Source organism: Marinovum sp. PR37, assembly GCF_028807375.1.
In the GTDB taxonomy this organism is placed as follows: Bacteria; Pseudomonadota; Alphaproteobacteria; order Rhodobacterales; family Rhodobacteraceae; genus Marinovum; species Marinovum algicola.
In genome coordinates this window covers 59,086-85,971 of record NZ_JARAML010000019.1, presented here as the reverse complement: position 1 = coordinate 85,971, position 26,886 = coordinate 59,086, and the positions used below count along the sequence as shown (strand labels likewise).

Sequence of the window (26,886 nt, the reverse complement as noted above, 5' to 3'; positions counted from 1 at the left end):
AGCCGGGTCACGCGGATTTGCGCCCGTCTGAATCACGGCGATGTCTCCTTGATACATTAAATTATCAATCGATAAACAAAAATGTTGCGGAACGATAACGCAGCCCCTACGCTGACCGGCAGATCAGCACTGAGGAGGAGTGATGAGACAACAACTGGCAATTGCGCGATGGGCGCACGTGCTCTCGGCTGGGTGGGTCTTCTTGCTGGCCTTGCTGATTATCGCCGATGTTCTGGGGCGCACGCTGTTCCTGCATCCGATCGCGGGCACCAAGGAAATCCTGCAAAATTCGGTCATCGCGGTGACCTTTCTCCAGCTTCCGCTGGCGGTCTATTCCGGCTCGATGCTGCGCACCACGCTGGTGCTCGATCACCTCGGTCCGCGCGGCGCCCAGGCGTTGCGAATCATCGCTTGGCTTCTGGGTGCGGCGCTCTTTGCGGCGATTGCCTATGCCTCGCTGCCCTTGGCCCTGACCGCCGTGCGCCTCGGTGAATACGAAGGCGAGGGCGCCATGCGCATCTATACCTGGCCGGTGCGCTTCCTGCTGGTGGGCACCTGCGCCTTTGCGGCGCTGGCCTATGTTTCGGTGCTGATCGCGGATCTGCGCGGCCGGAACGGCGACAGCGATCTGCCCGCAGCGCAACCGGTGCCCGCCCCCACCGCCAAACCCCTGACCGGAGCAGACCTGACATGACCCTCACCATCTTCGGCGTACTCGGCCTGCTCATGCTTTTCATCCTGCTCGGCGTGCACCTCGCGGTGGCGCTCGGCACGGTCAGCTTTGTCGGCGTCTACTGGATGATGGGCAGCCTCGACATCGGGCTGTCGATCCTCAGCACCACCGCCTACGAGGCGCTGCGCAAGGATGTGTTCATCATCATTCCCCTGTTCGTGCTGATGGGCGATTTCGTCAGCCGATCCGGCTCGGCCAACGATCTTTATGCGCTCTGCAACCGGGCCTTTCGCCGGTTGCCGGGCTGTCTTGGCGTCGCCACCGTGGCCGGCAACGCGGTCTTTGCGGCGATCACCGGCGTCTCGATCGCCGCCGCCGCCACCTTCTCGCGCATCGCCTATCCCGAGATGGTGGCGCTGGGCTATGACAAGCGGTTCTCGCTCGGCACGGTGGCGGGCAGCGCCTGTCTCGGCATGCTGATCCCGCCGTCGATCCTGATGATCGTCTGGGCGGTTCTGACCGAGCAATCGATCGGCGCGCTGTTCATCGCCGGGCTGATCCCCGGGCTGATCCTCGCCGTGGCCTTTTGCGGCTATTGCGTGATCTACGCCATCCGCAACCCCGGCTGCGCGCCGATGATGCCCGCCCCCAGCGTTACCGAGGCCGACCCGGCCGAGCTGCGCCGGCAATCGATGGGCGGGTTGGCGATCCTCGGTCTGATCGGCGTGGTGATCGGGGGCATCTGGGGCGGTTTCCTGACCCCGACCGAGGCCGCCGGCTTCGGTACCATGGGCGCCTTCCTGTTGGGGCTGGCCAAGGGGATGACCCGTCACGACGTGCTCGAGGCGATCTATAGCGCCGGGCGGACCACCGCGCCGATCATGATCCTGCTGATCGCGGCGTCGATGTATTCCCGTTTCCTCGCCATGGGCGGCGCGACACAGGTGATCACCGACCTGCTGTTTTCGGTCAGCGAGAACCCGGCAGTGGTGCTAGCGATCATCTTCACCGTCTGGGTGCTGCTCGGCATGTTCATCGATTCGACCTCGATCATCCTGCTGACCGTGCCGATCTTTGCTCCGGTCGCCACCACCCTGGGAGTCGATCCGCTGGCCTTCGCGATCTTTGGCATCCTGGTGATCGAGGCCGGGCTGCTGACGCCGCCGTTCGGCATACTCGTCTTTACCGTCAAGGCGGCGGTGCCCGATGCCGGGGTCACGCTGGGCGACATCTTCCGCGGCGCCATCCCCTTCTGGATCCTGATCCTCGGCGTGGCGATCATGGTGCTGGTCTGGCCCGAGCTTAGCACCTGGCTGCCCTATACCTTCATGTGACTGGCGGGCTGGGGCCCTGCCCCGGCCCGCGGCATTTGCCCGACAAGATGAAGCAGGGACGCCGGTCCCTGCTTTGTCGCGGGTGCGGCCGGTCTCAGCCGCGGCTGATCGGCGGGATCTCCAGGGCGGAGTTCAGCTCTTCCTGAAGGACATTGAAAAAGCTCTCGGCCGCCAGCGACAGCGGCCGTTTCCTGGTGCGGATCATCATGTAGGTCACCGACAGAGGCGGATCGGCCAGCGGCACGACCTTGCGCCGCTTCCCGTCCAGATCCGGCAGGCAGAGAATGCCCGGCAGGACCGACACCCAATCGGAATTGGCCACCAGATCGAGCGTGCCATGCATGGTATCAAGCTCGAGCTGGTCGGAAATCGCGATGGAGTTGACCGCCAGATAGGTCTCGATCCGGTGCCGCCGGGCGTTGCTCGGCCCCGGCAGCACCAGCTTGAGCGGCGCCACCTCGCGCAGGCGGATGCCATCGGCCCGCGCCGGCAAGGCTCGGTCGCGCGCATAGACAAGACATTCGCGGTCATCCCCCATCGGCCTGGCGAACAGCGCGTCGTTCAGCTCGAACGAGGCGGGCACCACGGCGAAATCAAGCCGGCCTTCGGCAACCTCGTCAGCCAGCGCGCCGGAATAGGCCTCCGAGATCGAGACCCGCACCTCGGGAAATTCCCGCCCCATGCGCAGCAGCACCGCGGTCAGCACGGCCCGGGTAAAGGTGGGCATCAACCCGACGTGAATATGACCGACCACCGATTTCGACAGGCTGTGCAGGCGGTCTTCGGCATGCTGCGCCGAGGCCAGCACCTTGACCGCCTCAAGATAGAACGCACGGCCCAGCTCGGTCGGGGTGACCCCCGAGGACGAGCGTTCGAAGAGCTTGACGTCATAGCGCTTTTCGATCTGGCTGACATGCATCGAAAGGCCCGACTGCGTGGCGTTCACCTTCTCGGCGGCGGCCGAGAACGAGCCCTGCTCGTAGACCGCCGCGAAGTAGCGCAGTTGTTGCAGCTTCATATGTGCCTATCCGGTTTTCTGATGTCGGGCGACCCATCTTATCGCGGTTCGCGAAAGCCGCAACAGATCAACCCGGCCCGAGCAGGCTCGGACCGGGTGACTTTCCGGCCACGGGAGGTGCGCTCCCGCGACGGGGAGCCGGAAAGCTATTGCGCGATGAGACGGCGCAGCACCGTGTCGAACGTGTCGAGCTCGGCATCGCTGAAGGTGGCAAAGGCCTCTTCGGCATGAGCCTCGGCCACGTTCCAGCATTGATCGGCCTTGGCATGGCCCTTTTCGGTCAGCTCATAGCTGTCGCCCGCCATCGTCACATGGCCGCGATCCTCGAGGTTGACCAGCGCCGCATGCGCCTCGGTCACCGGCGCGTGCAGATGCACCACCAGTTCGTCGGCGGTCAGCCCGGCAAGATCCTTGAGCACCAGCAGCACCCGTGCCTCGATCACGCTGAGCCCCAGGGTCTCGAGCTTGGGCCGGTAGCGATCCTGATAGGCCCGCACCGCGCGCAACATCAGAAAAAAGGCGTGTTTGCCCATCCGGCCACGATCCGGGTCGGGCTGCGGGCTGGTGTCGGTCTTGGGAAAGGCGTCGGGATGATTGAAGACCATGGCATAAGAGCCTTGGTGAAAACACAGCGGCGCGCGGCCGAAATCATCGAATTTCACCACCCGGCCGACGAAGATCCAGTGATCGCCCCCGTCGAGCCTGTCATAGGTCTCGCATTGGAACCGTCCGGCGCAACCGTCGAAGATCGGCGCGCCGCCAAGCCCGTCGGAAAAATCGACGCCGGCGAATTTGTCCTCCTGCCGTCGGGCAAAATGGTTCGACATCTCCATCTGATCCGAGGCGAGGATATTCACGGCGAAATGGCTGGCGCTTTCGAAGATCGCACAGCTTTTCGCGTCCTTCATGCTGCTCCAGAGGATCAGCGGCGGATCCATGCTGAGCGAATTGAAGCTCGAGGCGGTGACCCCGACCCGGGTGCCGTCGGGCGCGCGGGCGGTGATGATCGTGACCCCCGTGGCGAAATTGCCAAGCGCGCGGCGAAAGGCCTTGGGATCGATTGCGGGCGCGGCGGCCTCTTTCATCATCAGGGTCATCTCGTCTCTCCCGTTTGGGCGCGGCCGTCACGCGGCGGCGTTGATCGGTTCGGCCTTGGTGGCTTCGGTCAGGATCGGCAGCACCTTGTCCGCCATCAGGATCATGCCCTTGCGGCCAAGCTCGTAATCGGTCCAGTCGTGGCCAGCATAGACCAGGTGCTTGAACGGCCCGGTCTCTTCCCGCAGGGCGAGGATCTGGTCGGCCACGGACTCCGGGTCGCCATGGATCACCAGCCGGTCGAGCACGTAATCGAGCGTCACCGCCTCGTCGGGCATGTTCTGGTCTTCCTTGAAGAGGTTGAGCCGCCCGCCCTTGCGCATCTTGGTCAGCAGTTGCGAATAGTAATAGACATAGGGGCTTCCCGGATCGCGCGCATAGGCCCGCGCGGTCTCCCTGTCATCGGCGACGCAGATGTTCTTGGCGACGCGCCAGTCGGCATAATCCGGCACGATCCCGGCCTTTTCGCAGCCCTCGACGTATTTCGGCCAATGGGTGGCGGCCCATTTCGGCAACAGGAAATTGCCCGAAATCGGCTGCCAGCCGCGTTCGGCCATGGCGCTGACACCCTTGGAAAACGGCGCGACGGCGGTGCCGACGATGGGCGGATGCGGATCCTGATAGGGCTTCATGATGTCGCCCTGGCCAATTTCGGGCATCATGGTGCGCTCGGTCGAGACCTCCCAGAAATCGCCCTTGAGGTTGTAGGGCGCCTGCCCTTTCCAGATGTCGAGCACCATGTCGATGCATTCGACGAACATGGCGTTGCGGTCCTTGTCGATCGAGCCGAAGGCCTCGGCATCCGACATCAGCCCGCCGGGCGAAATGCCGAAGTTGAGCCGGCCCTCGAGCATGTGATCGAGCATCGCCACCTCGGCGGCGATCCGCGCCGGATGCGAATTTGGCATGTTCACCGTGCCGGTGCCCAGACGGATCTGCTTGGTCTCATAGGCCAGGCTGGCAAGGAAGGCGACGCAGGAGGTGATGATCTCGGCCTGGTCGGTGGTGTGCTCGCCGCAATAGGCCTCGGCATAGCCCAACTCATCGGCCAGAAGAAACGCCTCGCGATCTTCGGCAAGGCTCTGTGCAAAGGGCTTGCCCAGCGGGTGAATCGGCATCGTGAAGAACGACAGTTTCATCAGGTGTCTCCTTGGCTTCCCCGACACTTTGGCGCAGGGAGGCCAGCGGAAAAACTGAAAGTTTCTGATGTTTGCTATCGGGTTTCCTGATGACCCTCGCTCACTCCGCCTGCCGGGGCCGAAGCTTGATCGGCAGCGCACCGAACTGCTTGCGGAAGGCGCGGGTAAAGCCCTCGGCGGAGCCATAGCCGTAGCGCCGCGCGATGGCATCGACCCGGTGCCCCTTGTCAACGTCCTGCCGCGCCAACGTCAGCCGCCAGCGGCGCAGATAAGCGGCCGGCGGTTCGCCCACGGAGGTCAGGAACATCTCGGCAAAGCGACTGCGCGACAGCCCGGCGATCTCGGCTAGGTCTTCGTTGCGCCAGTTGCGCCCCGGCGTGTCGTGGATGGCAACGATGGCGCGGCTCAGGCGCGGATCCGACAGGCCGGCAAGCACGCCCGGCCGGGTCGAGCCGGCCTCGATCTGGCCGCGCAGGATGCGCACCACCAGAACCTCGCCCAGCCGGTTCACCACCGAGGCCGCGCCGCAACGCTGCATCTCCATCTCGGCCTTCATCAGCATCGCCAGCGCCATGGTCTCTTCGTCGCAGGTCAGATCCACCTCGATACGGTCCGGCAGGGCCGAAACCAGCGGGTTGGAAATGCCGCCCCAATCGACCCTCGCGGCCACCACCGCGCGTGCCGCGCCCAGTTCGAACCCGGCAGCGCGCGGCTGAAAGAGCGCCTTGCAGGGGCGGCCCTGCGCATCCTCCAGAACCACCAGCGTCGCCGCCTCCGGCGGCGCCGGATGCACCTCCAGGGTGAAGCGCGAGATCAAGGTGGTCAGACGGTCATGACGGGACATTTCGGCGTTTCGGTCGGTTTTTTGGGAGTCTTGTGACAACACCTTCTGAAATACACCCAGCAGACCGAAATCAACAAGAGAAAATCCATGCTCATCCCCCGCAAGAAAACGCCCGACCTTTCCGTTCCCACCCTCGACCACGGCAATTTCGACCTCTCTACCGAGGTGTCCGAACGTGGCACGGTGATCTGTTTCTACCGCGGGCTGCATTGTCCGATCTGCGCCAATTACCTGACCGAGCTGCAAAAGCGCGTTGCCGATTTCGCCGAGCGCGGCGTCAACACCATCGCCATCAGCTCGGACGGCGAGGATCGCGCGCGTCTGATGGCAGACAAGATCGGCGCCGACACCCTGCGCTTTGGCTATGACCTTTCGCTCGCCAAGGCGCGGGACTGGGGCCTCTATATCTCGACCTCCAAGGGCAAGACATCGATCGGCATCGAAGAGCCGCCGCTGTTCTCGGAGCCCGGCCTGTTCCTCGTCTCGCCGGGCCAGACGCTGTATTACGGCTCGGTGCAGACCATGCCCTTTGTCCGGCCGCATTTCGCCGAGCTGGTCAAGGCGGTCGACTTCGCCATCGAAAAGGACTACCCGGCGCGCGGCGAATATACCGGCGCGGTCTGATGTCAGGGGCCGGGGCAGCCCACCTGCCCCGGCCGCATCTCACGCGAGGCGCAGGCTCCGCTCGGTCTCGCTGTCGAAGAGGTGCACGGCCTCGATCTCGGGCGTGATCGCGATCACCTCGCCGATCCGCACCGAGGTCTGGCCGGCCAGATGCAGGGTGATCCCCGTGCCGTTGCGCAGCTTGCCATACAGATAGGAATCGCCGCCCAGCTGCTCGATCGTCGCCACCTCGAGCGCGATCGGCCCGTCCTCGCCGGCACGCAGCTGGTTGGGCCGGATGCCAAGCGTCACCGCCTCGCCCGGCTGCTGGGCAAACCCGTTCTCTGGCAGAGTCAGGCGTTCGCCGGTCTCGAGCTCCATCACGGTGCGGTCGCTCCCGGACACCCGACCGCGGATGAAGTTCATCTTGGGCGAGCCGATGAACCCGGCGACAAAGAGATTGTCGGGCCGGTTGTAGAGATCGAGCGGGCGGCCGAATTGTTCCAGCCGGCCAAGCCGCAGCACCGCGATCTTGTCGGCCATTGTCATGGCTTCGACCTGATCGTGGGTGACATAGATCATCGAGTTCTGAAGCCGCCGGTGCAGAGCCACGATCTCGCCGCGCATTTCGACGCGCAGCTCCGCGTCGAGGTTCGACAGCGGCTCATCGAACAGGAACACCTTGGGCTCGCGCACCACCGCCCGGCCGATGGCCACCCGTTGGCGCTGGCCGCCCGAGAGGTCCTTGGGGCGGCGGTCGAGCAGCATGTCGATTTGCAGCATCTTCGCCACCTCGCCCACCTTGCGTTCGATCTCGGCGCGGGGTGTGTTGATGTTTTCAAGCCCGAAAGACAGGTTCTGGCGCACCGACATATGTGGGTAGAGCGCATAGGACTGGAACACCATGGCCAGCCCCCGGTCGGCGGCGGGCACGCGGTTGACCACCTCGTCGCCGATGCGGATATCGCCGCCGGTGATCGGCTCGAGCCCGGAAATCATCCGCAAGAGCGTGGACTTGCCGCAGCCCGACGGCCCGACAAAGACGCAGAATTCGCCGTGGGCAATATCGAGATCGATGCCCTTGATCACCTCGGCCACGCCGTAGGATTTCTTGACGTTTTTCAGTTCGACCCTGGCCATCTGAGCCCTTTCTGTTGTCCAGCCGTCACTTGCCGCCTGTCGAGGCGATACCGGTGGCGATGTATTTCTGTAGGAACATGAAGACGCAGGCGATTGGCAAAAGCGTCAGCACCGTCATCGCCAGCAGGCTGGGCCAGTCGGTCTGCAACTCGCCTTGAAAGGAATTGAGCGCCAGTTGCAGGGTGAAGTTCTCGGTCCGTGTCAGCACGATCAGCGGCCAGAGGAAATCGTTCCAGCGCCACATGATCGCGAGGATCGCCAATACCGCGATGGCGGGCGCCGAAAGCGGCACGATGATCCGCCAGAAGATCTTCCATTCGCTGGCCTTGTCCATGCGCGCGGCATCGAGGATCTCGTCGGGGATGGTGATCATGTATTGCCTGAGCAGGAACACTCCGGTCGGTGTCGCCGCGCCCGGGATGATGACACCCCAGAGCGAATTGAACATGCCCATTTCCGTGACGATCAGGAACAGCGGCACCAGCACCACGGTCTGAGGGATCATCAGCGTGCCGATGACAAGGAGCAGCACGGCGGTGCGCCCGCGAAACTCGTATTTCGACAGGACAAAGGCCGCCATGGAATTCACCAGCAGCATCAGCGCCGTGGCCATGACCGTGATGAAGGTGGAATTCCAGAAGAATTGCAGGAAGTTGAACCGTTCGAACAGCGAGGTGTAGTTCTCGGTGGCAAAGGCCACATCCTCGATCGGTGCCAGCGTGTTGGCGGGAATGCGGATGCGGGTCTCGGGATCGGCGGGCAGGACCACCTCGGCGCGGCCGGCGGCGCGGCGGGTCTGGCCCACGACCTCGCCGGTCAATTCGCCCTCGGTGACGATGAAGGCCAGAAGCGGCGAGTCGAAGCCTTCGATTTCGAGGGTTTCCTGCGCATATGGCAGGAAGCGCGGCGGAAACCGGTCAAGCTCGTTGGGTGACTTGAAGCTCGACAGCACCAGCCAGACCACCGGGCCGAACATCAGGAGCACACCGAAGATCAGGTAGCCGTAAGACACCCAATCGGTCCAGTGCAGCCGGTCGCGGCCGCGCGTTGCGGTGAGAAAGGACCAGAGTCTAGACATTGCGCTGCCTCTGTTGATTGGGGCCGCTGGATTTCGGGCGGAGCGCCCGGCGCGCCTTCCTGGCTGATGTCAGCTCACCCATTTACATTCCTCCGGTTCACCCAAAGCTGGATCAGCGTCAGCACCACCAGCACCCCGGCCACCAGAAGCGAGGCGGCGGCGGCAAGGCCGAACAGACGCGGCGCGCCGGCAAAGCCCTCTTCGTAAATGTACTGGATGATGAAGGTGGTCGCCGTGCCCGGCCCGCCGCCGGTAAAGGCGTAGATCTCGTCAAAGGTCTGAACCCCCTTGATCAGCGCCAGCACCAGCACCACCAGCATGGTCGGCGCCAGCAAAGGCAGGGTGATCCGGCGAAAGGTCCGCCAGGCCGAGGCGCGATCCATGATCGCCGCCTCGTAGACGTCGCGCGGGATCGCCTGAAGGCCCGCCAGAAGGATCAGCGTGTAAAAGCCCATATGCGCCCAGACCGAGATGAAGACCGACCAGCCGAAGGCCCAATCGGCCTGCACCAGCCAGTTGACCCCGCCGACGCCGGTCCAGTCGAGAAAGGCGTTGAGCACGCCCTCGCGTTGCAGAATCCACTTCCAGATCAGCGCCACCACCACCGGCGACAGCAGCACCGGAAAGAAGAACACCGACCGGAAGAAACCGCGCGCGCGAATGTCGCGATTGAGGATCAGCGCGGTCAGCAGGGCAAACCCCACCATGAACCCCACTTGCAGCGTGACAAACCACAACGTGTTCCACACCGCCCGCCAGAACTTGTCCTCGCGGCAGGAATTGGCGTCGAGGTAATTGCCGCAATCGGTCAGCGTGACGAAGTTGCGGGCCCCGACATAGGGCCGGTCCGAGAGCAGCACATTGTCGCTGCCCGTGGTGGCGTAGAAGATGTTGAGAATGACCGGGAGAAAGGCAAACAGCCCGAACAGGATCAGGTTCGGCGCCAGGAAGACCCAAGCCAGCCGGTTGATCCCCAGCAGGCGCTGAAGCGCCAGCATCGGTATCTCGATGACCCGCATGACGGGCGTGATGATCCGCAGCATATGTCCCCCCGACCCTCGATAGGTGCCCCCCGCGCCCGGCGCGAGGGGCCATGCGCTTATTGCGCTTCGCTCATGGCGGCTTCGAGGTCGTCGTTCATCCGCGCCAGCGCCTCTTCGACGCTCAGCTCGCCGACGATGGCCTGGCTCAGGCGCTCGACGGTGATGCCGTACATCGCGCGGTTGCCGGAATAGCCCTGATAGGCAAAGGCCTCGGGCGCCACGTTGGGCAGATCGGCCGCAAAGGCGGTCAGGGCCGCCTGCGCCGCCGGGGTGGCGCCTTCGAACTCGACACCGGTCTGGGCGACGCCGAGATGCGCCGGCAGGTTGCGGGTGCGGGCCGCGGCTTCGGCATAGATGTCTTCCTGGGCGAGGAAATCGATCACCTTGGCGACGATCTCGGGATGCTCGGTCTGCTCGAAGCCGACGATGCCGGCGCCGCCGGGCATGCCCGAGCAGGGACCGGCCGGACCACAGGGCGAGCCGACGACTTTCCAGTCGAAGAAGTCGCCCACCTGTTCATCCATCCGGCCGACTTGCCAGGAGCCGGAGTAGTAGAACACCACCTCGCCGTTGATGAATTCCTGGGCCGCATCGGCATAGGTCGCCCCGCCCTGGCTGGCCCAGACATCGCGTGCCATGGTGCCGTCCTCGTTCCAGCCGACAAAGGCCTCGGCGAAGGGGCCGAAGCCCTCGAAGGTGCCGGTGCCGTCCTCGACCAGCTTGGCGCCATAAGACACCGCCGGCCCGGCCACGCGGTGGCCCGAGCGGTCGATCGCCATCGGGAAATCAGCGTCGGTCGCCTCGGCCACCTTGGTGGCCGCCGCGGCCCAGTCTTCCCAGGTCGCGCCCGCGCCCGGCATCTCGACGCCGGCCTGTTCAAACAGCGTGGCATTGACGAAAGGCCCGGTGATGGTGAGCTGGGAGTGCATGCCGTAATAGCCGTCCCGGTCGCCGACGCGATACCAGTTCAGTGTCTCGCCAAAAGCCTCGTCCCAATAGCCGGTGTCCACATGCGGCGCGAGATCGAGGTAGTATTCGTTGAGGCCCCCGGTGTCGGTGATCTTGGCGATATCCGGGCCGGTGCCGGCGGCCAGCTGCACCGGCAGGTTCTCAACGATGGCCTGATAGGGCACCTCGTCGACCACCACGTCGACGCCTTCGTTCTGTTCCTCGAAACGGGTCAGAAGATCGTCGTAGACGGCGCATTCATTGCCGTCGGAATAACACATGAACCGGATTTCCTGCGCCGAGGCGGCGCCTGCGCTGACGGCAAGGCCGGCGGCCAGCGCGGTGGATGTCAGAATGGTCTTTTTCATTGGTCAGGATCCTCCCTATTGTCCTGTTGGGTCGTCAATTTTGCACGGTCTCCGGCGGTGCGCTGCCATGGAACTCTGCGGTTCCTTTCAGCGGCAGATCGATACTGCCACCATTGCAGGCCGAGGCATAGAACACTGTGATGCAACGCTGGGTCATGCGGCCAGATCCTCCGCCGCGCCGCTTTGCGCCGACCGGGTGATCGCCTCGATCAGATCCTGGCTGGCCAACCCGGCCTCGCCCGGGGCCACGGGCGCACGGCCCTGGCTCAGCGCCGCGGCGAAATCCTCGATCACCGCCTGATGCAGATCATGGGAAAAGGCCATCGGATCACCCCGGCCACCGGTGCCGCCCGCCGCGCCAAAGCTCTCGCTCCGGCCGGTACGCCAATCGACCCGAAGTGCACCGGAATGCAGATGCAGGCTGGCGCGGTCGAAATGCAGGCCGAGGCTCTCGGCCCGGCCCGGGAAACAGCCGGTACTGGCGGTCAGGGAACCAAAGGCGCCGCCGTCGAACTCGAGCCCGGCGACAACGAAATCTTCGGCCTCCATGTCGTGAAACCGCGAGGTCCGTGCCATCGCCCGCACCCTCCGTACCGGTCCGGTGAGGCTGAGCGCCAGGTCGATGCTATGGATCGCCTGATTGATCAGAACGCCGCCGCCATCGCGGGCATAGGTGCCGCGCCCCGGCTCGTCGTAATAACTCTGATCGCGCCACCAGGGCACCGCGATCTCGACCAGCCCCAGCGTACCCAGCGCGCCCGAGGCGACCAGTTCCGCCGCCTTGCGCGAGGCCGCGCGCATCCGGTGCTGGAACACCAGACCCAGCCACACCCCGGCGGCGCGGGCGATAGCCACCACCTCGCGCGCCTCGGCGGCAGTGCGGGCGACCGGCTTTTCCAGCAGGATATGTTTGCCCGCCGCGGCCAGCGGCCGGATCAGCGTGGCGCGGGCATCCGGCGGGGTGACGATCACCGCGAAATCCACCGCAGGATCGGCGGCGACCTCGGCCACCGAGCCATAGCTCCGCACCGCGTCTCCGGTCAGCTCGGCAGCGGTTTCGGCCAGTTTTGCGGCGCTTGTGCCGCTGCGCGAGGCGATGCCGCGCAGGGTGACCGCCTTGGACTCGGCCAGCGCCGCGACATGGGTTCGAGCCACCATGCCGGCCCCGATCAGCGCCACCTGGAACGTCTTTTCTTGGGTCATGACATCCGCCGCCTCTTCTGGTCGAGGCCAGTCACACACACCCCCGGGCGCTTTGTCAAACGCGCCCTCACGCGGCCAGCTCGCGGCGCAGAAAATCGAGCACAGCCAGACGCATTGCCGGGGTTTCGCGGTGACCGTCCTCCGGCTCGATGTGAAAGCGCAGCGCCGCCTCGGTGCCGGCAAAAGCCGCGGTCAGATCTGCCCGCGCGATGTCGAACGCCGTGGGCGGGGTCAGCGGATCCTGCGCGCCAATGGCGATCTGCAAGGCGCGCGGCGCGATCAGCCCGGCGATCTCGCCGCTGCGCGCCGTGGCCAGCAGGCCCGGCACGGTCATGAAATCGCCGTGCAGATCATGCGCTCCGAGCCGCACCAGCTCGCCAATATCGGCAAAACAGCAAAGCGCGCTGGTGGCGCGAATCCGCGGATCGAGCGCCGCCAGCCACCAGGCCAGCGTGCAGCCCATGGAAAACCCCATCGCGCCGATGCGGGTCTCCTCCACCTGTGCATGCCCGGCGAGGAAATCCACCCCGGCACGTTGCTCTGCCAACATCTGCCCCCAGAGCGTTTCGCCACGCCAGAGCGCCGCCTTGGCACGGGCCGATTCAGGCGGCGACCGCCGCGCCGCGAACCCCGGCATCTCGATGCAGAGCGCGGCAATGCCCTGCGCCACCAGATCGGCCCCGAAGGCGCCTTGCAGCGACCCGCGTCCCGCGATCAGCTCATCCCGGCCGAGCGCGTAATTGTTGCCATGGGCATGGGCGTAGAGCACCGCCGGCACCTGGCCCGAGGGCGGGCGCAGGAACCACGCCGGTGCGGTTTCGCCGGCAAAGTCGAAGCTCAGATCTTCGAGCAACCAGCCGTGATGGTCGCGCGTTTCCAGGACCCTGACATGCGGCGGCCCGGCCTGCGAAAATCGCGGGCCGAGCAATGTCGCAAGCCTGTCGGAAAGCGCGCTGGCCGTCATCTGCCCTCGGGATCGAAACGGCCGAAGCGGCTCTGGTAGCAGAGGAGCGGGGCGCCCTCCCCAATGGTGGCGCGCAGCACGCGGGCGACAAGGATACCGTGATCGCCGCCGTCATATTCGGCATAGGCCGCGCAATCGAACCGTGCCAGACAGCCCTTGAGCACCGGCAGATCATCCGCGCCCATGTGCCAGTCGGCGGTGTCAAAGGCATGCGCCGAGGCGGCAAAGGCCTGACAAAGCTCGAGCTGATCCGCACCGAGCACATGGATCGCCATATGCGAGGCCTTGGCGAAATGCGGATAGCGCCGCGAGGCCCGCGCCGCCGACCAGAGCACCAGCGGCGGATCGAGCGACACCGACGAGAAGCTGTTGACCGTCATGCCCACCGGGCCGTCCGCGCCCTGCGTGGTGACAATCGCCACCCCGGTGCCAAAGCGCGACAGCGCGCCGCGCAGGCTGCGGCTCTCGGCTTCTCCCAATCGCGCGCCGGGCACGAAATGGGTCATCTTTTCCTGAAGGCTCATGGCACTTCCTTTCCCATGGCGGCGGTGAGGATCTCGAACCAGGTCTCGCGGTCGATCTCGATCTCGGTGGCCCGCGACAGCGCGCGGATGCGGTCGAGGTTGTTGGTGCCCAGCACCGGCAAGAGCCCCGCCGGATGCGCCAGGAGCCAGGCCACCGCCACCGCGCTGACATCGGCGCCCTGCTCGCCGGCAATCCGCTCGAGCAGCCGGCGCATGGTCTTGCCCGCGTCGGAGAACAATTGCCCGCCGGCCAGCGGCGACCAGGCCATCGGATGAATGCCACGCTCCTGCATCCAGGCGATCTCGCCCTCGAGGAAAGGTGCGGGGCAGAGCACGCTGGCCTCGATCTGGTTGGTCACCAGCGGCACGGTCATCGCCGATTGCAGCAGCGTCCAGTCGTTCAGGCGAAAGTTCGATACGCCCACATGGCGCACCTTGCCCGAGGCCACGAGCCCGTCGAGCGCGCCGCCGGTCTCATGGTGATCCATGAAGGGATCGGGCCGGTGGATCAGCAGCAGGTCGATGTGATCGGTGGCCATATTGGCCAGCGAGGCCTCGACCGAGGCGGTGATATGCGCCGCCGAGGTGTCATAGTATTTCACCCGCCGGTCGCTGTACTTGCCGATCGGCGCGATGATGTCGCATTTGGTCACGATCTCGATCCGGTCGCGCAGCCCCGGCGCCGCCTTGAGCGCCGCGCCCAGCACTTCCTCGGCGCCGTAATCGCCATAGATATCGGCCTGGTCGACGGTGGTGATGCCCTGTTCGAGACAGGCCTCCAACTTGGCCTGTACATGGCCCGGCGAGGTATCGGCGTCATCCGCCACCCGCCACATGCCATAGACAAGGCGCGACATTTCCATCTGGCCGCTCAGGCTCACACGTTGCATTATTTTCTTTCTCCTGCGCCCAGCGGCGTCGGCGGCGTTGTCTCTGGCACGCGGCCATATTCATGCGGCAGCGAGCAGGTCTTGAGATGTGGCATCACCAGCTCGCCAAAATATTTGCATTCGTCGAGATGCGGGTAGCCCGAAAAGATGAAGCTGCGCATGCCCATTTTCTTGTAGCTCTCGATCTTGGTCATCACCTGATCGACCGAACCCACCAGCGCCGCGCCGCAACCCGAGCGCGCCCGGCCGATACCGGTCCAGAGGTTGGGCTCGACATAGCCGAACTGGTCGGCCAGCTCGCGGGCACGCGCCTGATGCGAAACGCCGAGCGAGATGCTGTCATGCGCCCGTTCGCGGATCAGCCGGCCGTATTCGTCGTCCAGCTTGCTGACCAGGTGATCGGCATACTCGCGGGCCTCGGCCTCGGTCTCGCGCACGATCATATGCACCCGCAACCCGTAATCCAGCGTGCGGCCATGGCGTTCGGCGACGGCATGCACGGCTTTCATGCGCTCCGCCAGATCCTCCTGCTTTTCCGGCCACATCAGATAGACGTCGCAATGCTTGCCGCAGAGCTCCAGCGCGTCGGGGGAATAGCCGCCGAAATAGAGCAGCGGGCCGCCGGTCTGATAGGGTTTGGCCGGGTCGGCGGTGAGGCCCTCGAACTTGTAGATCTCGCCATCATAATTGATCTCGTCCCGGGTCCAGGCCTGCTTGAGGATCTCCACGACCTCATGGCTGCGCCTGTAGCGGTACTTGCTGTCCTCGCGCTGGCCGGGAAAGTCGGACGAGATGATATTGACCGTCAGCCGCCCCTTCAGCATGTGATCCAGCGTCGCCAGCGTCCGCGCCAGCATGATCGGCTGCATCTCGCCACAGCGCACAGCGGCCAGCATGTTGATCCGTTCGGTGATCGGGGCGCAGCCGGCGACAAAGCTCAGCGTGTCCTGCCCCACCTGATAGGACGAGGGACAGAGGATGTTGCGAAACCCATTGGCCTCGGCGGTCCTGAGAATGTTCGAGCAATGCTCCCAGCTCGAGCGCAGATCACCGTCGGGCTGGCCCAGAAAGCGGTAATCGTCGGCGCAGAGCGCGGCGAACCACGAAACTTCTGCGGCGTCGAGATCGGCCGAGGTTACCGGAACGATGGTCATTTGGTCAGGACTCCGATGGCATGTGCTGCGCTGAATCTAGCGCAGCACGGCACATACATCAATGGTGTATCAATTTTCCGTCGACAGTCTCAGATCCACGGCTTTTCCGGTGGCCATCGACTCCTGCGCCGCCTGCCCCATCAGCACCGAGATCAGCCCGTCCCGCAGGCTGACATCCGGGGCGGTCCGCGTGCCGCGCACCAGGTGCAGGAACTCCAGATGCTGAAAATAGGTCGAGCCGTTGTGATCGCCCGCCTCGAGCAGCGTCGGATCGACGGGGATCTCGCGCGTCTCCGGCCCTTTCGGCTGACGCGGGCTGACGATCAGCTGCGGCACCGGCGGCGCCCCCAGATCGGCCGGCCAGAACCGGCCTGGGCCGGGCACCAGCGCCTCGATCTTGCCCATCGGGCCGACGGCCACCACCTCCTCCTGATAGCGCGCACCCTCGGCGAACATGCACAGTTCGAGCATGGCCCGCACGCCGCTGGCGAACTCGACGATGACATAGCCATGGTCGGCGATGTCGGGGCGCTGGCCCTCATAGTCTTCGTCCATGTGGTTCACCGCCTGCCCGCCCGAGGCCATGATGCGCACCGGCTCGGATTTCAGGATATGCCGCATCAGGTCGAAGAAATGGCAGCATTTCTCGACGAAGGTGCCGCCGGTGTAGCGGTTGAAACGGTTCCAGGCGCCGACCTTGTGCAGGAAGGGAAAGCGATGTTCGCGGATCGTCAGCATCCTGACTCCGCCGGTGGCCTGTTCGACCTCGGCCAGCAGTGCGGCGATCGGCGGCATGTAACGATATTCCATCGCCACCCAGACCGGCGCCGGATAGCGCGCCATCAGCGCCTCGATCCGTGGCTGATGGGCGGGATCGGTAAACAGCGGCTTTTCCACCAGCAGCGGCAGCGGCTTGGTGGCAGCGATGCGCTCCATCTGCTCGACATGGCGGAAATTCGGGCTGGCGATCAGCAGGCAGTCGAGCTCCGGCTCGGCCAGCAGCGCCTCGACGCTCTCGGCCATCACCGCCCCCGGCGCCAGCGCCTGCGCCGCTGCGGCCATGGCGGGGTCGGGCTCGAATATCGCGGCCACCTCGGCCTCTGGCAAAAGCGCGATGTTGCGCAGGTGTTCCTGGCCCATCATGCCACATCCGATGACACCATAGCGGGTCGTCGTCATGTAAGTCTCCTCATGTCATGCGCTGCACGTAATGCGCCACCCTGGTGTCGAACCAGGTGCGGGAAAATTCCACCGGCTCGGAGCCGCGACCCCACGAGTAGCGTTCAATATAGCCGGTGACGCTGCCCGGCGCGGGGCCAAAGGCAGCCGGCGCCCAATCCGGCACCCTATCAATCGTGACCCGGTCTTCGGCGCGGGTGATCCAGAGTCCCAGCCGCAGCCGGTAATAACGGTACAGCGAATCGGAAAGCTGCGCCGCCTCGACGCGGCCGGAATCGGCATCGAGCCAGATCTCCTCGACAGCGACAGGCCGGCCATCGATGAAGCGCAGCCGCCGGACCCGGCTGGCCTCGGACGCGGTGCCCCAATCGTGATCCTTGCGCAGCGCGTCGACCGCGATCAGCTGCGTGGTGGGCAAACCGCCCCCGGTGCGCAGCTCCAGCCGGAACATTGAATATTCGCCGGGGATCGCCTTGCCCTGCCCGGCGCGGATGTAGTTGCCAGAGCCCTGGATCCGCTCCAGCAGCCCCTTGGATTCGAGTTCGGCCAGCGCCTTGCGCAGGGTGGTAACGCTGGTGGCATGCTGGCGCGCCATATCGCGTTCCGGCGGCAGACGCTCGCCATCCACAAGCCGCCCGGCGGCGATGTCGCGCAGCAGCACCTCGCTGATCTGAAGATAGAGCGGCAGGGCCTGTGTCGTGGGCCGGTCTGTCGTCACGCCTCGCCCTCCCCGGCTGCGGCAAATTGATCTGCAATTGCTTTACACCGAAGCCGGGGAAGCGCAAACGGCTTTTCACCCCCGTGCGCGTGCAGTTTGCCTTCGCGCTGTCGCGTCTTAGATGCTACCCTAGTGCTCCGCCGCCCGCAAAAACACTCTGTGCGGCTTCATTCCCTCTTGCACCCGTGCCATGCAGGGCTGTGACCGATCAAAGGATGTGACCCGACGATGCTGACCAGACGCCATTTCATTGCCACCAGCAGCGCCGCGCTCTTTTCCGCGCCGCTGGCCGCCCAAGCGCAATCGTCCAAATGGGCCACTTGGGATGCACAGGTGACGCCGGCCGATTATGATCCGGCAACCACAAACCCCTGGGGGCTGCATCCCCGGCTTCTGCCGACGCAGGTCTCGCACAAGGAAGGCCTGACGCCGGGCGACATCCACGTCGATGCGGTGGCGCGCTATCTCTATCACATCGGCGACGACGGCACCGCGATGCGGTATGGCGTGGCAATCGCCAAGGGCGATCTTTACGAGCCGGGCACCTACACCATCCGCCGCAAGGCGAAATGGCCAGGCTGGCGGCCCACCGACGCGATGATCGCCCGCGAGCCGGAGCGCTATCTGAAATGGGCCGACGGCCAGCCGCCGGGCCCGCGCAACCCGCTGGGCGCGCGCGCGCTTTATCTCTTTGTCGGCAATCGCGACACCTATCTGCGGATTCACGGCACGCCGCTGCCGCAATCGATCGGCGGCCGGGCAAGCTCGGGCTGCGTGCGCATGGTGATGGCGCACATCATCGACCTCTACCCCAATGTCGAAACCGGTGTGACCGCCTATCTCTACGCCACCGAAGACGGGGTCACAGCCACGAGCTGACCCCGCCCCCGGCCTCAGCTCGTGGTGGCCGGATCCGCCGGCTTTTCGCGGCGCGTGCAGATCAGCGCGCCGCCGGTCGAGCGCAGCGGCAGGTCGGTGGTCTCGACCGGGCCGTCGTAGCGATACCAGTAACAGCCGTCGGAAGACCGCAAATAGGCGGTCGAAAGGTCTTGGCCCGGCGCGGCGATGGCGCGCACCGATTCCGGCAGCGGCATGACGGCAACCCGGCGCGCGGTAGAGCCCGTCGGCTCGCAGGCGGCAAGCAGGAAAAGCGCGGATGGCAGGGCGAAAAGATGTGGCCTCATCAATGATATCCTTGTTGATTTTGCCGGAGATTGACACCAAACCGCCGCGAAAGCCAATGGCCGAGTTGCCGGATTGACGCCAGACTGCCACGACGTTGCGCCAAGGCTGCGCATGTTCCGGCCCGTTTCGGGCGGCGCGGACGGCGGCACTGGTCATTCTCGGCGCAGGCGGTACTCTGCCGCCGGGACCGTCACGCCAATGGGAGTAGCCAATGGGACTCTGGCCGTTGAAACACCTTGCCCCGCGCGGCCTCGCGCTCAGTGCCGCCCTGATGACCGCCACGCCGGTGCTGGCGCAAGAGGAGCAGGGCGCCGCGCTTTCCGTCGAGTTGAACGCGCTCGACAGCCTCGACGGCGCCTGCCAGATGAGCTTCCTGATCCAGAACGGCCATGACGCCGATATCACCCAGGCGGTCTTCGAGGCGGTGCTGTTCGACAGCCAAGGGCGGGTCGAACGGCTGACGCTGTTCGATTTCGGCACCTTGCCCGCCGCGCGGCCCCGGGTACGACAGTTCGTGGTGCCGGACCTGGCCTGCGAGGCGCTGGGCCGGGTGCTGTTCAACGGCGCCGAGACCTGCACCGGCGCCGGTCTGGCCGAGGGGGCCTGCGAGGACGGGCTGCTGCTCAGCAGCCGCACCGCCGTGGAGCTTCTGGGATGATCGCCACCCTGGCCGAAGCGCTGTCCCGGATCGCCGATCTGGGCGGGCCGGTGGTGTTGATCCTCGGCGCGCTTTCGGTGCTGGTGCTGACCGTGGTGCTCTACAAGCTCTGGCAATTCGCCGCCGCCCGCGTCGGCAGTCACCGCGCCTTGCAAGAGGCGGTTACCGCCTGGGATGCCGGCGACGGCGCAAAGGCCGGCGCCGCCCTGCAACGCTCGCGCAGCTATCTCAGGCCGGTGATCGAAATGGCCTTGTCCGGGCAGGCCGATCCGGCACGGCTCGAGGCCGAGGCCGAGGCACGTTTCGCCCGGCTCGAAAGCGGCTTTCGCCTGCTCGACAGCGTGGCGCAGCTTGCGCCGCTTCTGGGGCTGTTCGGCACCGTTCTGGGGATGATCTCGGCCTTTCAGGCGCTGCAAGAGGCCGGCGCCCAAGTCGATCCGTCGATCCTTGCCGGCGGCATCTGGGTGGCGCTGCTGACCACAGCGGTGGGGCTGGCGGTGGCGATGCCGACCGCGCTGGTTCTGAGCTGGCTCGAGGCGCGGATGGATGGCGAGCGCGTCTTTGCGCAGCGCGCCCTGCGCACCATCCTCGCACCCGCCGGGCCGGCCGTTGATCGCTCCGCCCTGTCGCAATCCGAGGCGCAGCCGACCCATGCTTAGGCAGGCGCGGCGGCGGCGGAGGCTGTCGATGACTTCGCTCATCGATGTGATTTTCCTGTTGCTGCTGTTCTTCATGCTGAGCTCGACCTTCACCCGGTTCGCCGAGATCGACCTTGCCACCGGAGGCGCCGGCTCTACCCCCGATGCCACCCGCCCGCTTTTCCTGCGCCTGTCGCCCGTCGCTTTGTCGCTCAACGGCAGGCCGCAGGACCTCTCCACGCTGCCCGACTTGCTGCGCGACAATCAGCCGGAGGCGGCGGCAGAGCTGCCGGTGCTGGTCGCGCTCGACGGCGCGGTCACGGCGCAGCGGCTGACCGATCTTCTGGCTGTGCTGCGGCGGGTGCCCGGGGCCCGAGTGACCGTGCTGGGGGCGTCATGATCCGCCTCGCCCGTCCCCGTCGGCCCCGCGAACCCACCATCGCGCTGATCAACATCGTCTTTCTGATGCTGATCTTTTTCCTTGTCGCCGGCACCCTGGCCCGTCCGCTCGACCCCGGGCTGACCTTGGTGCGCACCGCCGATCTCGAAGGCCGCGCCCCGGCCGACGCGCTGGTGATCCATGCCGACGGGCGCCTGTCCTGGCAGGGCATCCCCGTCGCCAGCCCATCCGCCTTTCTTGCCGATCTGCCGCAGGAAATGCGGCCCGTCGCCCGTCTCCTGCCAGACCGCGACCTGCCGGCGGCAAATCTGGTCGCACTGGGCCGCGCCGTGCAGGCGGCCGGCGCGGCCCGGGTGGTGATCGACACCGAACGGGGGCTGGAATGATCGCCTCGTCGCCGCTGATCAAGGCGCTGGCCTGTTGCGGCGCGGTGGCGGCGCATGCGGCGCTGGCGGTCGTGTTGCTGCCAGAGCCCCCCCTCGCGACCGAAGGCGCCGGCGGCGTGGCCGAGGTGCGGCTGGGCACCGCCTTTGCCGACGTCAGCGCCGGCACCTTACAGGCCAGACCCGCCACCGCCGCCGCCCGCCCGGCCACCCGCACCAAGGCCCGGCAATTGGCTCCACCGCCGGAGATCGCCAAGGCCAAGACGCCGCCCCGCGCGAGCTCGACACCCCCGGCGGCAAGGGCTCTGCCCGCCGCGCCGTCCTCCGCGGCCCCCGTGCCCTTGCGGACCGCCACCCCAAGCATGGCGGCGCCCCCCGCCGCACCGGTGGCCGAAGCGCCACGGCCCACCATCGTGCCGGATGCGCCGCCACAGGAAACCGTGGTGGCCACCGACCCCGACAGCGCCCGGCCCCGCCGCAGCCTGCGGCCCCGGCAACGCAGCGCCGCCTTCGAAGCCGAGCACCGGGCCGAGCCGCACCGCGACGTCCGGCAACCGGCCCGGGCCGCGCCGCCCAAGGCCGGCGGCCCGCCAAAGCGCGCCGGCGCCGCCACCGGCACGGCGGGCGCCAAGGCACAGAGCAGCGACCGCGGCCAAAAAAGCCCCACGGCGGGCAATGCGGCGGCCAGCAATTATCCCGGACAAGTGATGCGCCGCGTGGCGCAGGTCGGTCGGGTCAGGGCAAACGCCAGCGGCGCGGCGGTGGTCGCCTTCACCATTTCCTCCAGCGGCAGGCTGGCGGCGCTGTCGCTGGCAAAGAGCTCCGGCAACGCCGATCTCGACCGTGCCGCCCTGCGCCAGATCCGCCGCGCCGTGCCGTTTCCGAAACCGCCCGCCGGGGCGCAGCGAAGCTTCAGGATCACCATTCAGGGTCGGTAGACCCGCTCAGCCGGTGCCGAGGAAATCGGGATAGAGCATCGCCGACATCCGCCGCCGGGCCACATCGGCATCGCCATCGCGGATCGCCAGCGCGGCGGCCACATGCGGCACCCCAAGATTGGCGCCATAGCGGATCCGGGTCTCGCCATGATCATAAGCAACCTGGATCATCGCCACGATTGTCGGGCTCAACTGGCGCATCATCAGGTTGCCGGTGGCCGCGATCACCGCAGTGTGAAACCGGCAATCGGCGGCAAAGAGCAGCGCAACCTCGCCCCGTGCCTGGGCAAAGGCCTCGGCCGCCTCGAGGATCGCGCGGCGCTGCGCCGGGCTGGCCCTGACCGCCGCCAGCGCCGCCGCCTCGGGCTCGATCATCCGGCGCAGCTCCATCGCCTCGACAAAGATCGCCTGAAACCTCGGGTGCGCCGGCTCGTGCCAGGCCAGGACATCCGGGTCCAGCAGGTTCCAGTCATCCACCGGCTGCACCCGCGTGCCATAGCGCCGCGCGGTCCGCACCAGGCTCTTGCCCGACAGCACCTTGATCGCGTCGCGCACCGTGGTACGGCTCACCCCGAGCGAGGCCGCAAGCTGATCCTCCTTGGGGATCACCTCGCCCACCGCATAAAACCCATTGGCAATGCGCCGGCCAAGCGTCTCGACGATCTCGCGCGTGGTGCCGGTGGGCAGCGACGAGCGGATGCCGGGCCGGTCCTGCATCGCGACCGCGGCGCGCTTCTCACTCAGCTGCATGTGCGGCCCCCCGGCGCGCGCGCCGCGTCCGCGCAGGGCGGCGGATCGAAGAAGATCAAATGAGGGTCAGGCACGAGGGCGATCCCATTGTTAGCGCTGCCATGCGCTATAACACGGCCTCCGGGCCGATCACCGATCGCGATACAGGGCACACAAATTTTAGTCGCGTGCGTTCTATTTTTGACACGCGTCATTTTTTCGCGACGGGTGTTCTTGCCCCGCAGCCGCAGATCTGCATTTCGCCAGGCTGCAAGATGCGCTAGGTCACGCGGGACAGCGCCACGCGGCGCAGAATGTTCATCAGGAGACACAGAATGACCAGCGTTTTGGACCAGCTCAGGAAGATGACCACCGTGGTCGCCGACACCGGCGACGTGGAGGCGGCAAAGACCTGGGAGCCGGTGGATTGCACCACCAACCCCTCGCTCGTGCTCAACGCGCTGAGCGATCCCGGCTCCGAAGCGCTGGTGCGCGAAGAAATCGAAGCGGGCCGCAAGGCCGGTCTTTCGGCCGAAGCGGTGGCCGACAAGCTGACCGTCGCGATCGGCGCCCAACTGACCGAGCTGGTGCCGGGCCGGGTGAGTACCGAGGTCGATGCCTGCCTGTCGTTCGACACCGAGGCCTCGGTCAAGCGCGCCCACGAGATTATCGCCGATTACGAGGCGCGCGGCATTGGCAAGGAACGCATCCTGATCAAGCTGGCCTCAACCTGGGAGGGCATTCGCGCCGCCGAGACACTTCAAAAGGAAGGTATCGACTGCAACCTGACGCTGCTCTTCTGCATGGCGCAGGCGGTGGCCTGTGCCGATGCCGGCGCCTTTCTGATCTCACCCTTCGTCGGGCGGATCACCGATTGGTACAAGAAGGCCGAGGGCCGCGACAGCTACAAGCCCGAAGAGGATCCAGGCGTGAAATCGGTCCGCGCCATCTACGATTACTACAAGTCGAACGGCATCGAGACGGTGGTCATGGGCGCGTCTTTCCGCAATGTCGGCCAGATCAAGGCGCTGGCGGGCTGCGATAACCTGACGATTGCTCCGGCGCTGCTCGACGAGCTCGACCGTGACGAGGCCGAACTTCCGCGCATCCTGTCGCCCGACAATGCCAGCGGCCTGGCGACGGTGACCATGGATGAGGCCATCTTCCGCTGGGAGCTTAACGCCGATGCCATGGCAACCGAAAAGCTTGCCGAAGGCATCCGCAAGTTCGATGTCGACCACAAGAAGCTGATCAAACTGGTCTCGGAACGGCTGAACGCGGCCTGACCGGGCCGATCCCACTTGACGCGCGCATGAGTCTAACTTCTTGACCGGGAGGTTTCGCCGGCCTACCGTAAGAAAAATCCTATCGCGCGCAAAGAAATGGCCCACAGCGGGCCATTTCGCCGTTTGACACCGGTCACGGCACCGCGCGCCCAAAAAGAAAGAACACCGTATGGCGGGGCGCAAAATCAGGAACATGGAGGAATTTGCCGAGGTCAGCGGCATTTCAAGGCCGACGGTTTCAAAGTATTTCCACGATCCCGGCAGCGTCCGCAAATCGACAAGGGCGCGGATCGAAGAGGCGCTCGAACGCTACGAATACCGCCCCAACATCTTTGCAATGAACCAGAACCGGCGGCTGACCAAGAACATCGGCATCGTCGTGCCCTATCTGGCCGATCCGTTCTTTGCCGAAATCGCCCGCAATCTCGAACGGCGCTGCATCGACGCCGGATTCTTTCCGCTGCTGTTCAGCTCGCACGGCGAACAGGCGCAGGAAAATGCCATTCTCGATTCCCTGCGGCTTCTGAAACCGGCCGGCGTGCTGCTGGCGGCGCTGGGCCGGCCGTCGGATCACGACCATATCAAACGCTTCTGCGCCGATGTCCCGACGGTCCTCTTCGACAGCTATCTGGATGCCACCGGCGCCGCCTTTGTCGGCTCCGACCACGCCCAGGTTCTGCGATTGATGGTGGATTATCTGTGCCGTAGCGGCCAGCCGCCGGTGTATTTCGAGATGCGGAACCCGGTTAACCCGAACGCCAACCGCCGCCGCGCCGGCTATGTCGCGGCGATGGAATCGCTTGGCCAGACGCCCGAGATCGTGCGCGTGGACGGCCAGGGCTGGAACTTCGAACAGATCGGCTTCGACGGCGGCGGCGCGTTGATCGAACGCGGCGGCTTTGCCACCGACACCGTGCTGTGCAACAACGACCGGCTGGCCATCGGCCTGATTGCGGCCGCCTATGCCAAAGGCGTCAAGGTCGGCCGCGGCCCCGAGTGCACCCTGCGCATCGCCGGCATGGACGACCATCCTTTCTCCCAGTTCACCTGCCCGCCGATGACAACCATCGCGCAGGATTATGCCGCCATCGCCGACCGCAGCGTCGAAACCCTGTTCAACGTGATCGAGAACGGCGCGCTGACCGAGCCCCGCGCCGAAACACTTTTTGAAGGCCGACTGGTGATGCGCGACTCCGCCTGAGATTGCCGCAGTGCAGAAAGTTCGCGCCGCGGTGCGGAAATTATAAAAGTTACGCGCGTAAAGTTTTTATTGACCGGGGAGAGCGAATCTGGCTAGATGACGTCACTGACATCCAAAAACCATGGGAGGAACATTGGATGAAACTGACGAATGCACTCTTTGCAGCGTCTGCTCTGGTCTCCGTCACGGCGACGGCTGCCGCGGCCGCGACCTTGACAATCGCGACAGTGAACAACGGTGACATGATCCGCATGCAGGGTTACACCGACGACTTTACCGAAAAGACCGGCCACGAAGTCGAGTGGGTGACGCTGGAAGAGAACGTTCTTCGCCAGCGCGTGACCACCGACATCACCGCCAAGGGCGGCCAGTTCGACATCATGACCATCGGCATGTACGAAACCCCGATCTGGGGTGCGAACGGCTGGCTGGTGCCGCTGGACGGCCTCTCGGAAGAATATGATGTCAACGACATCCTTCCCGCGATGCGCGATGGCCTGAGCCACGACGGCACGCTTTATGCGGCGCCGTTCTATGGCGAAAGCTCGATGATCATGTACCGCAAGGACCTGATGGAAAAGGCCGGGCTGGAAATGCCGGAGGCCCCCACCTGGGAGTTCATCCGCGAAGCCGCCGCGGCGATGGACGACGACGCCAACGACGTCAACGGCATCTGCCTGCGCGGCAAGGCCGGTTGGGGTGAAGGCGGTGCCTTTATCACCGTCACCGGCAACTCCTTCGGCGCCCGCTGGTTCGACGAAGAATGGGATCCGCAGTTCGATCAGCCGGAATGGAAAGAAGCGCTGACCTTCTTTACCAACCTGATGAACGACTACGGCCCGGCCGGCTATGCCACCAACGGTTTCAACGAAAACCTGTCGCTGTTCCAGCAGGGCAAATGCGGCATGTGGATCGACGCCACCGTGGCGGCCTCTTTCGTGACCAACCCCGAGGACTCGGAAGTCGCCGATCAGGTCGGCTTTGCACTGGCCCCCAACAAGGACGGCGTCGAAAAGCGCGCCAACTGGCTCTGGGCCTGGGCGCTGGCGATCCCGGCCGGCACCGACAACGAGGACGCGGCGAAGCAATTCATCGAATGGGCAACCTCGAAGGAATACATCGAGCTGGTGGCTGAAAACGAAGGCTGGGCCAACGTTCCCCCGGGTGCGCGGACCTCGCTCTACGAGACGCCCGAGTACCAGGAAGTGCCCTTCGCGAAAATGACGCTGGACTCGATCAACGCGGCGGACCCCAAGAACCCGACCGTTGATCCGGTTCCCTATGTCGGCGTCCAATTCGTCGCCATCCCCGAGTTTGCCGGCCTCGCAAGCCAGGTGAGCCAGGAGTTCTCGGCGGTCTACGCCGGTCAGCAATCGGTCGACGAAGCGCTCGAGAAAGCGCAGGCGATCGCAGAAGAAGAAATGGAAGCCGCCGGCTACCGCTGAGGCATCCTCCCAAGGGTCGGGGGGTGGCAATCCACCCCCCGGTTCTCGTTATACGTGTTACCCTCCCCAGTATTAACCGTGTTTGACATGCAACTTGCGTGAACAGAG

30 protein-coding genes are annotated in these 26,886 nt (G+C 65.5%); 12 read left to right on the top strand and 18 right to left on the bottom strand.

The window, feature by feature from the left end:
• Window positions 1-142: 142 nt before the first annotated feature.
• Window positions 143-694: a TRAP transporter small permease gene (locus PVW49_RS15900; RefSeq protein WP_274591019.1), complete on the top strand. Its 552-nt coding sequence runs from the start codon at window positions 143-145 to the stop codon at window positions 692-694.
• Window positions 691-2,007 carry a TRAP transporter large permease gene (locus PVW49_RS15895; RefSeq protein ID WP_048535969.1) on the top strand — a complete coding sequence of 439 codons (1,317 nt, stop codon included), beginning with the start codon at window positions 691-693 and terminating at the stop codon, window positions 2,005-2,007. The genes PVW49_RS15900 and PVW49_RS15895 overlap by 4 nt, the downstream gene beginning before the upstream one ends.
• A gap of 94 nt (window positions 2,008-2,101) precedes the next feature.
• Here PVW49_RS15895 and PVW49_RS15890 read toward each other — a convergent pair whose 3' ends face one another.
• The 4 genes from PVW49_RS15890 to PVW49_RS15875 form a co-directional block, all read right to left on the bottom strand.
• Window positions 2,102-3,025, bottom strand: a complete 924-nt coding sequence (locus tag PVW49_RS15890; protein WP_274563965.1) for a LysR family transcriptional regulator — start codon at window positions 3,023-3,025, stop codon at window positions 2,102-2,104.
• 146 nt (window positions 3,026-3,171) lie between these two features.
• The gene (locus tag PVW49_RS15885) at window positions 3,172-4,122 is read right to left on the bottom strand and encodes a p-hydroxyphenylacetate 3-hydroxylase reductase component (protein WP_274591018.1); all 951 of its coding nucleotides are present in this window, start codon (window positions 4,120-4,122) and stop codon (window positions 3,172-3,174) included.
• Between the two features lie 27 nt (window positions 4,123-4,149).
• Complete coding sequence (locus PVW49_RS15880) at window positions 4,150-5,259, bottom strand: LLM class flavin-dependent oxidoreductase (RefSeq protein ID WP_274563961.1); 1,110 nt, start codon at window positions 5,257-5,259, stop codon at window positions 4,150-4,152.
• Between the two features lie 100 nt (window positions 5,260-5,359).
• Window positions 5,360-6,103: an AraC family transcriptional regulator gene (locus tag PVW49_RS15875; RefSeq protein WP_274591017.1), complete on the bottom strand. Its 744-nt coding sequence runs from the start codon at window positions 6,101-6,103 to the stop codon at window positions 5,360-5,362.
• Between the two features lie 87 nt (window positions 6,104-6,190).
• Between PVW49_RS15875 and PVW49_RS15870 the strand changes: the two genes are divergently transcribed.
• On the top strand, window positions 6,191-6,727 hold the full coding sequence (locus tag PVW49_RS15870) for a peroxiredoxin-like family protein (protein ID WP_048535962.1): 537 nt from the start codon (window positions 6,191-6,193) through the stop codon (window positions 6,725-6,727).
• Window positions 6,728-6,766: 39 nt separating this feature from the next.
• On the opposite strand, the gene PVW49_RS15865 is transcribed toward PVW49_RS15870, so the two are convergent.
• The 12 genes from PVW49_RS15865 to PVW49_RS15810 all read right to left on the bottom strand — a co-directional run bounded on the left by PVW49_RS15865 (window position 6,767) and on the right by PVW49_RS15810 (window position 17,915).
• Window positions 6,767-7,846, bottom strand: a complete 1,080-nt coding sequence (locus PVW49_RS15865) for an ABC transporter ATP-binding protein (RefSeq protein WP_274591016.1) — start codon at window positions 7,844-7,846, stop codon at window positions 6,767-6,769.
• 25 nt (window positions 7,847-7,871) lie between these two features.
• Entirely contained in the window at window positions 7,872-8,924 is a 1,053-nt protein-coding gene (locus PVW49_RS15860) for a carbohydrate ABC transporter permease (RefSeq protein WP_274591015.1), read from the bottom strand.
• 74 nt (window positions 8,925-8,998) lie between these two features.
• Window positions 8,999-9,967 (bottom strand): carbohydrate ABC transporter permease, encoded by a 969-nt coding sequence (locus PVW49_RS15855; protein ID WP_048535958.1) that lies wholly within the window; start codon window positions 9,965-9,967, stop codon window positions 8,999-9,001.
• A gap of 56 nt (window positions 9,968-10,023) precedes the next feature.
• Window positions 10,024-11,283 (bottom strand): ABC transporter substrate-binding protein, encoded by a 1,260-nt coding sequence (locus PVW49_RS15850; protein ID WP_074838313.1) that lies wholly within the window; start codon window positions 11,281-11,283, stop codon window positions 10,024-10,026.
• Window positions 11,284-11,317: 34 nt separating this feature from the next.
• Window positions 11,318-11,440: a hypothetical protein gene (locus tag PVW49_RS15845; RefSeq protein WP_274563950.1), complete on the bottom strand. Its 123-nt coding sequence runs from the start codon at window positions 11,438-11,440 to the stop codon at window positions 11,318-11,320.
• The gene (locus PVW49_RS15840; protein WP_274563946.1) at window positions 11,437-12,486 is read right to left on the bottom strand and encodes a Gfo/Idh/MocA family protein; all 1,050 of its coding nucleotides are present in this window, start codon (window positions 12,484-12,486) and stop codon (window positions 11,437-11,439) included. Before PVW49_RS15840 ends, PVW49_RS15845 begins: the two co-directional genes overlap by 4 nt.
• 67 nt (window positions 12,487-12,553) lie before the next feature.
• Window positions 12,554-13,450 carry an alpha/beta hydrolase family protein gene (locus PVW49_RS15835; RefSeq protein WP_274591014.1) on the bottom strand — a complete coding sequence of 299 codons (897 nt, stop codon included), beginning with the start codon at window positions 13,448-13,450 and terminating at the stop codon, window positions 12,554-12,556.
• Window positions 13,447-13,974 (bottom strand): flavin reductase family protein, encoded by a 528-nt coding sequence (locus PVW49_RS15830; protein WP_274591013.1) that lies wholly within the window; start codon window positions 13,972-13,974, stop codon window positions 13,447-13,449. Before PVW49_RS15830 ends, PVW49_RS15835 begins: the two co-directional genes overlap by 4 nt.
• Complete coding sequence (locus tag PVW49_RS15825; RefSeq protein WP_274563941.1) at window positions 13,971-14,864, bottom strand: aldo/keto reductase; 894 nt, start codon at window positions 14,862-14,864, stop codon at window positions 13,971-13,973. Before PVW49_RS15825 ends, PVW49_RS15830 begins: the two co-directional genes overlap by 4 nt.
• Window positions 14,864-16,018 carry an LLM class flavin-dependent oxidoreductase gene (locus PVW49_RS15820; RefSeq protein WP_074838329.1) on the bottom strand — a complete coding sequence of 385 codons (1,155 nt, stop codon included), beginning with the start codon at window positions 16,016-16,018 and terminating at the stop codon, window positions 14,864-14,866. The genes PVW49_RS15825 and PVW49_RS15820 overlap by 1 nt, the downstream gene beginning before the upstream one ends.
• A 69-nt stretch (window positions 16,019-16,087) precedes the next feature.
• Window positions 16,088-17,197: a Gfo/Idh/MocA family protein gene (locus PVW49_RS15815; protein WP_274591012.1), complete on the bottom strand. Its 1,110-nt coding sequence runs from the start codon at window positions 17,195-17,197 to the stop codon at window positions 16,088-16,090.
• 10 nt (window positions 17,198-17,207) lie between these two features.
• On the bottom strand, window positions 17,208-17,915 hold the full coding sequence (locus PVW49_RS15810; protein ID WP_074838335.1) for a GntR family transcriptional regulator: 708 nt from the start codon (window positions 17,913-17,915) through the stop codon (window positions 17,208-17,210).
• 228 nt (window positions 17,916-18,143) lie between these two features.
• Between PVW49_RS15810 and PVW49_RS15805 the strand changes: the two genes are divergently transcribed.
• Window positions 18,144-18,794, top strand: coding sequence for a L,D-transpeptidase (locus PVW49_RS15805; RefSeq protein WP_074838336.1), 651 nt, complete (start codon window positions 18,144-18,146; stop codon window positions 18,792-18,794).
• 14 nt (window positions 18,795-18,808) lie between these two features.
• Here PVW49_RS15805 and PVW49_RS15800 read toward each other — a convergent pair whose 3' ends face one another.
• Entirely contained in the window at window positions 18,809-19,099 is a 291-nt protein-coding gene (locus PVW49_RS15800) for a hypothetical protein (RefSeq protein ID WP_074838339.1), read from the bottom strand.
• A gap of 212 nt (window positions 19,100-19,311) precedes the next feature.
• On the opposite strand from PVW49_RS15800, the gene PVW49_RS15795 reads away from it, so the two are divergent.
• Genes PVW49_RS15795 through PVW49_RS15775 form a run of 5 tightly spaced genes read left to right on the top strand, consistent with a single transcriptional unit; the run spans window position 19,312 to window position 22,117 of the window.
• Window positions 19,312-19,758, top strand: coding sequence for a hypothetical protein (locus PVW49_RS15795; RefSeq protein WP_274591011.1), 447 nt, complete (start codon window positions 19,312-19,314; stop codon window positions 19,756-19,758).
• Window positions 19,755-20,417, top strand: coding sequence for a MotA/TolQ/ExbB proton channel family protein (locus PVW49_RS15790; protein WP_274591010.1), 663 nt, complete (start codon window positions 19,755-19,757; stop codon window positions 20,415-20,417). Before PVW49_RS15795 ends, PVW49_RS15790 begins: the two co-directional genes overlap by 4 nt.
• The gene (locus tag PVW49_RS15785) at window positions 20,410-20,796 is read left to right on the top strand and encodes an ExbD/TolR family protein (protein ID WP_274591009.1); all 387 of its coding nucleotides are present in this window, start codon (window positions 20,410-20,412) and stop codon (window positions 20,794-20,796) included. The genes PVW49_RS15790 and PVW49_RS15785 overlap by 8 nt, the downstream gene beginning before the upstream one ends.
• Window positions 20,793-21,182 carry an ExbD/TolR family protein gene (locus PVW49_RS15780; RefSeq protein WP_274563928.1) on the top strand — a complete coding sequence of 130 codons (390 nt, stop codon included), beginning with the start codon at window positions 20,793-20,795 and terminating at the stop codon, window positions 21,180-21,182. Before PVW49_RS15785 ends, PVW49_RS15780 begins: the two co-directional genes overlap by 4 nt.
• Window positions 21,179-22,117 (top strand): cell envelope integrity protein TolA, encoded by a 939-nt coding sequence (locus PVW49_RS15775; protein WP_274591008.1) that lies wholly within the window; start codon window positions 21,179-21,181, stop codon window positions 22,115-22,117. The genes PVW49_RS15780 and PVW49_RS15775 overlap by 4 nt, the downstream gene beginning before the upstream one ends.
• Before the next feature lie 6 nt (window positions 22,118-22,123).
• Here the strand turns inward: PVW49_RS15775 and PVW49_RS15770 are convergent, their stop codons facing one another.
• The gene (locus PVW49_RS15770; RefSeq protein ID WP_048535938.1) at window positions 22,124-22,867 is read right to left on the bottom strand and encodes a FadR/GntR family transcriptional regulator; all 744 of its coding nucleotides are present in this window, start codon (window positions 22,865-22,867) and stop codon (window positions 22,124-22,126) included.
• A 314-nt stretch (window positions 22,868-23,181) separates the two neighbouring features.
• Between PVW49_RS15770 and tal the strand changes: the two genes are divergently transcribed.
• From tal to PVW49_RS15755, 3 genes are all read left to right on the top strand, one after another.
• Window positions 23,182-24,132 carry a transaldolase gene (gene tal / locus PVW49_RS15765; RefSeq protein ID WP_274591007.1) on the top strand — a complete coding sequence of 317 codons (951 nt, stop codon included), beginning with the start codon at window positions 23,182-23,184 and terminating at the stop codon, window positions 24,130-24,132.
• Window positions 24,133-24,301: 169 nt separating this feature from the next.
• Window positions 24,302-25,333, top strand: a complete 1,032-nt coding sequence (locus PVW49_RS15760) for a LacI family DNA-binding transcriptional regulator (RefSeq protein ID WP_074838358.1) — start codon at window positions 24,302-24,304, stop codon at window positions 25,331-25,333.
• 137 nt (window positions 25,334-25,470) lie between these two features.
• Window positions 25,471-26,778 (top strand): ABC transporter substrate-binding protein, encoded by a 1,308-nt coding sequence (locus tag PVW49_RS15755; protein ID WP_048535933.1) that lies wholly within the window; start codon window positions 25,471-25,473, stop codon window positions 26,776-26,778.
• The last annotated feature ends 108 nt before the right edge of the window (window positions 26,779-26,886 follow it).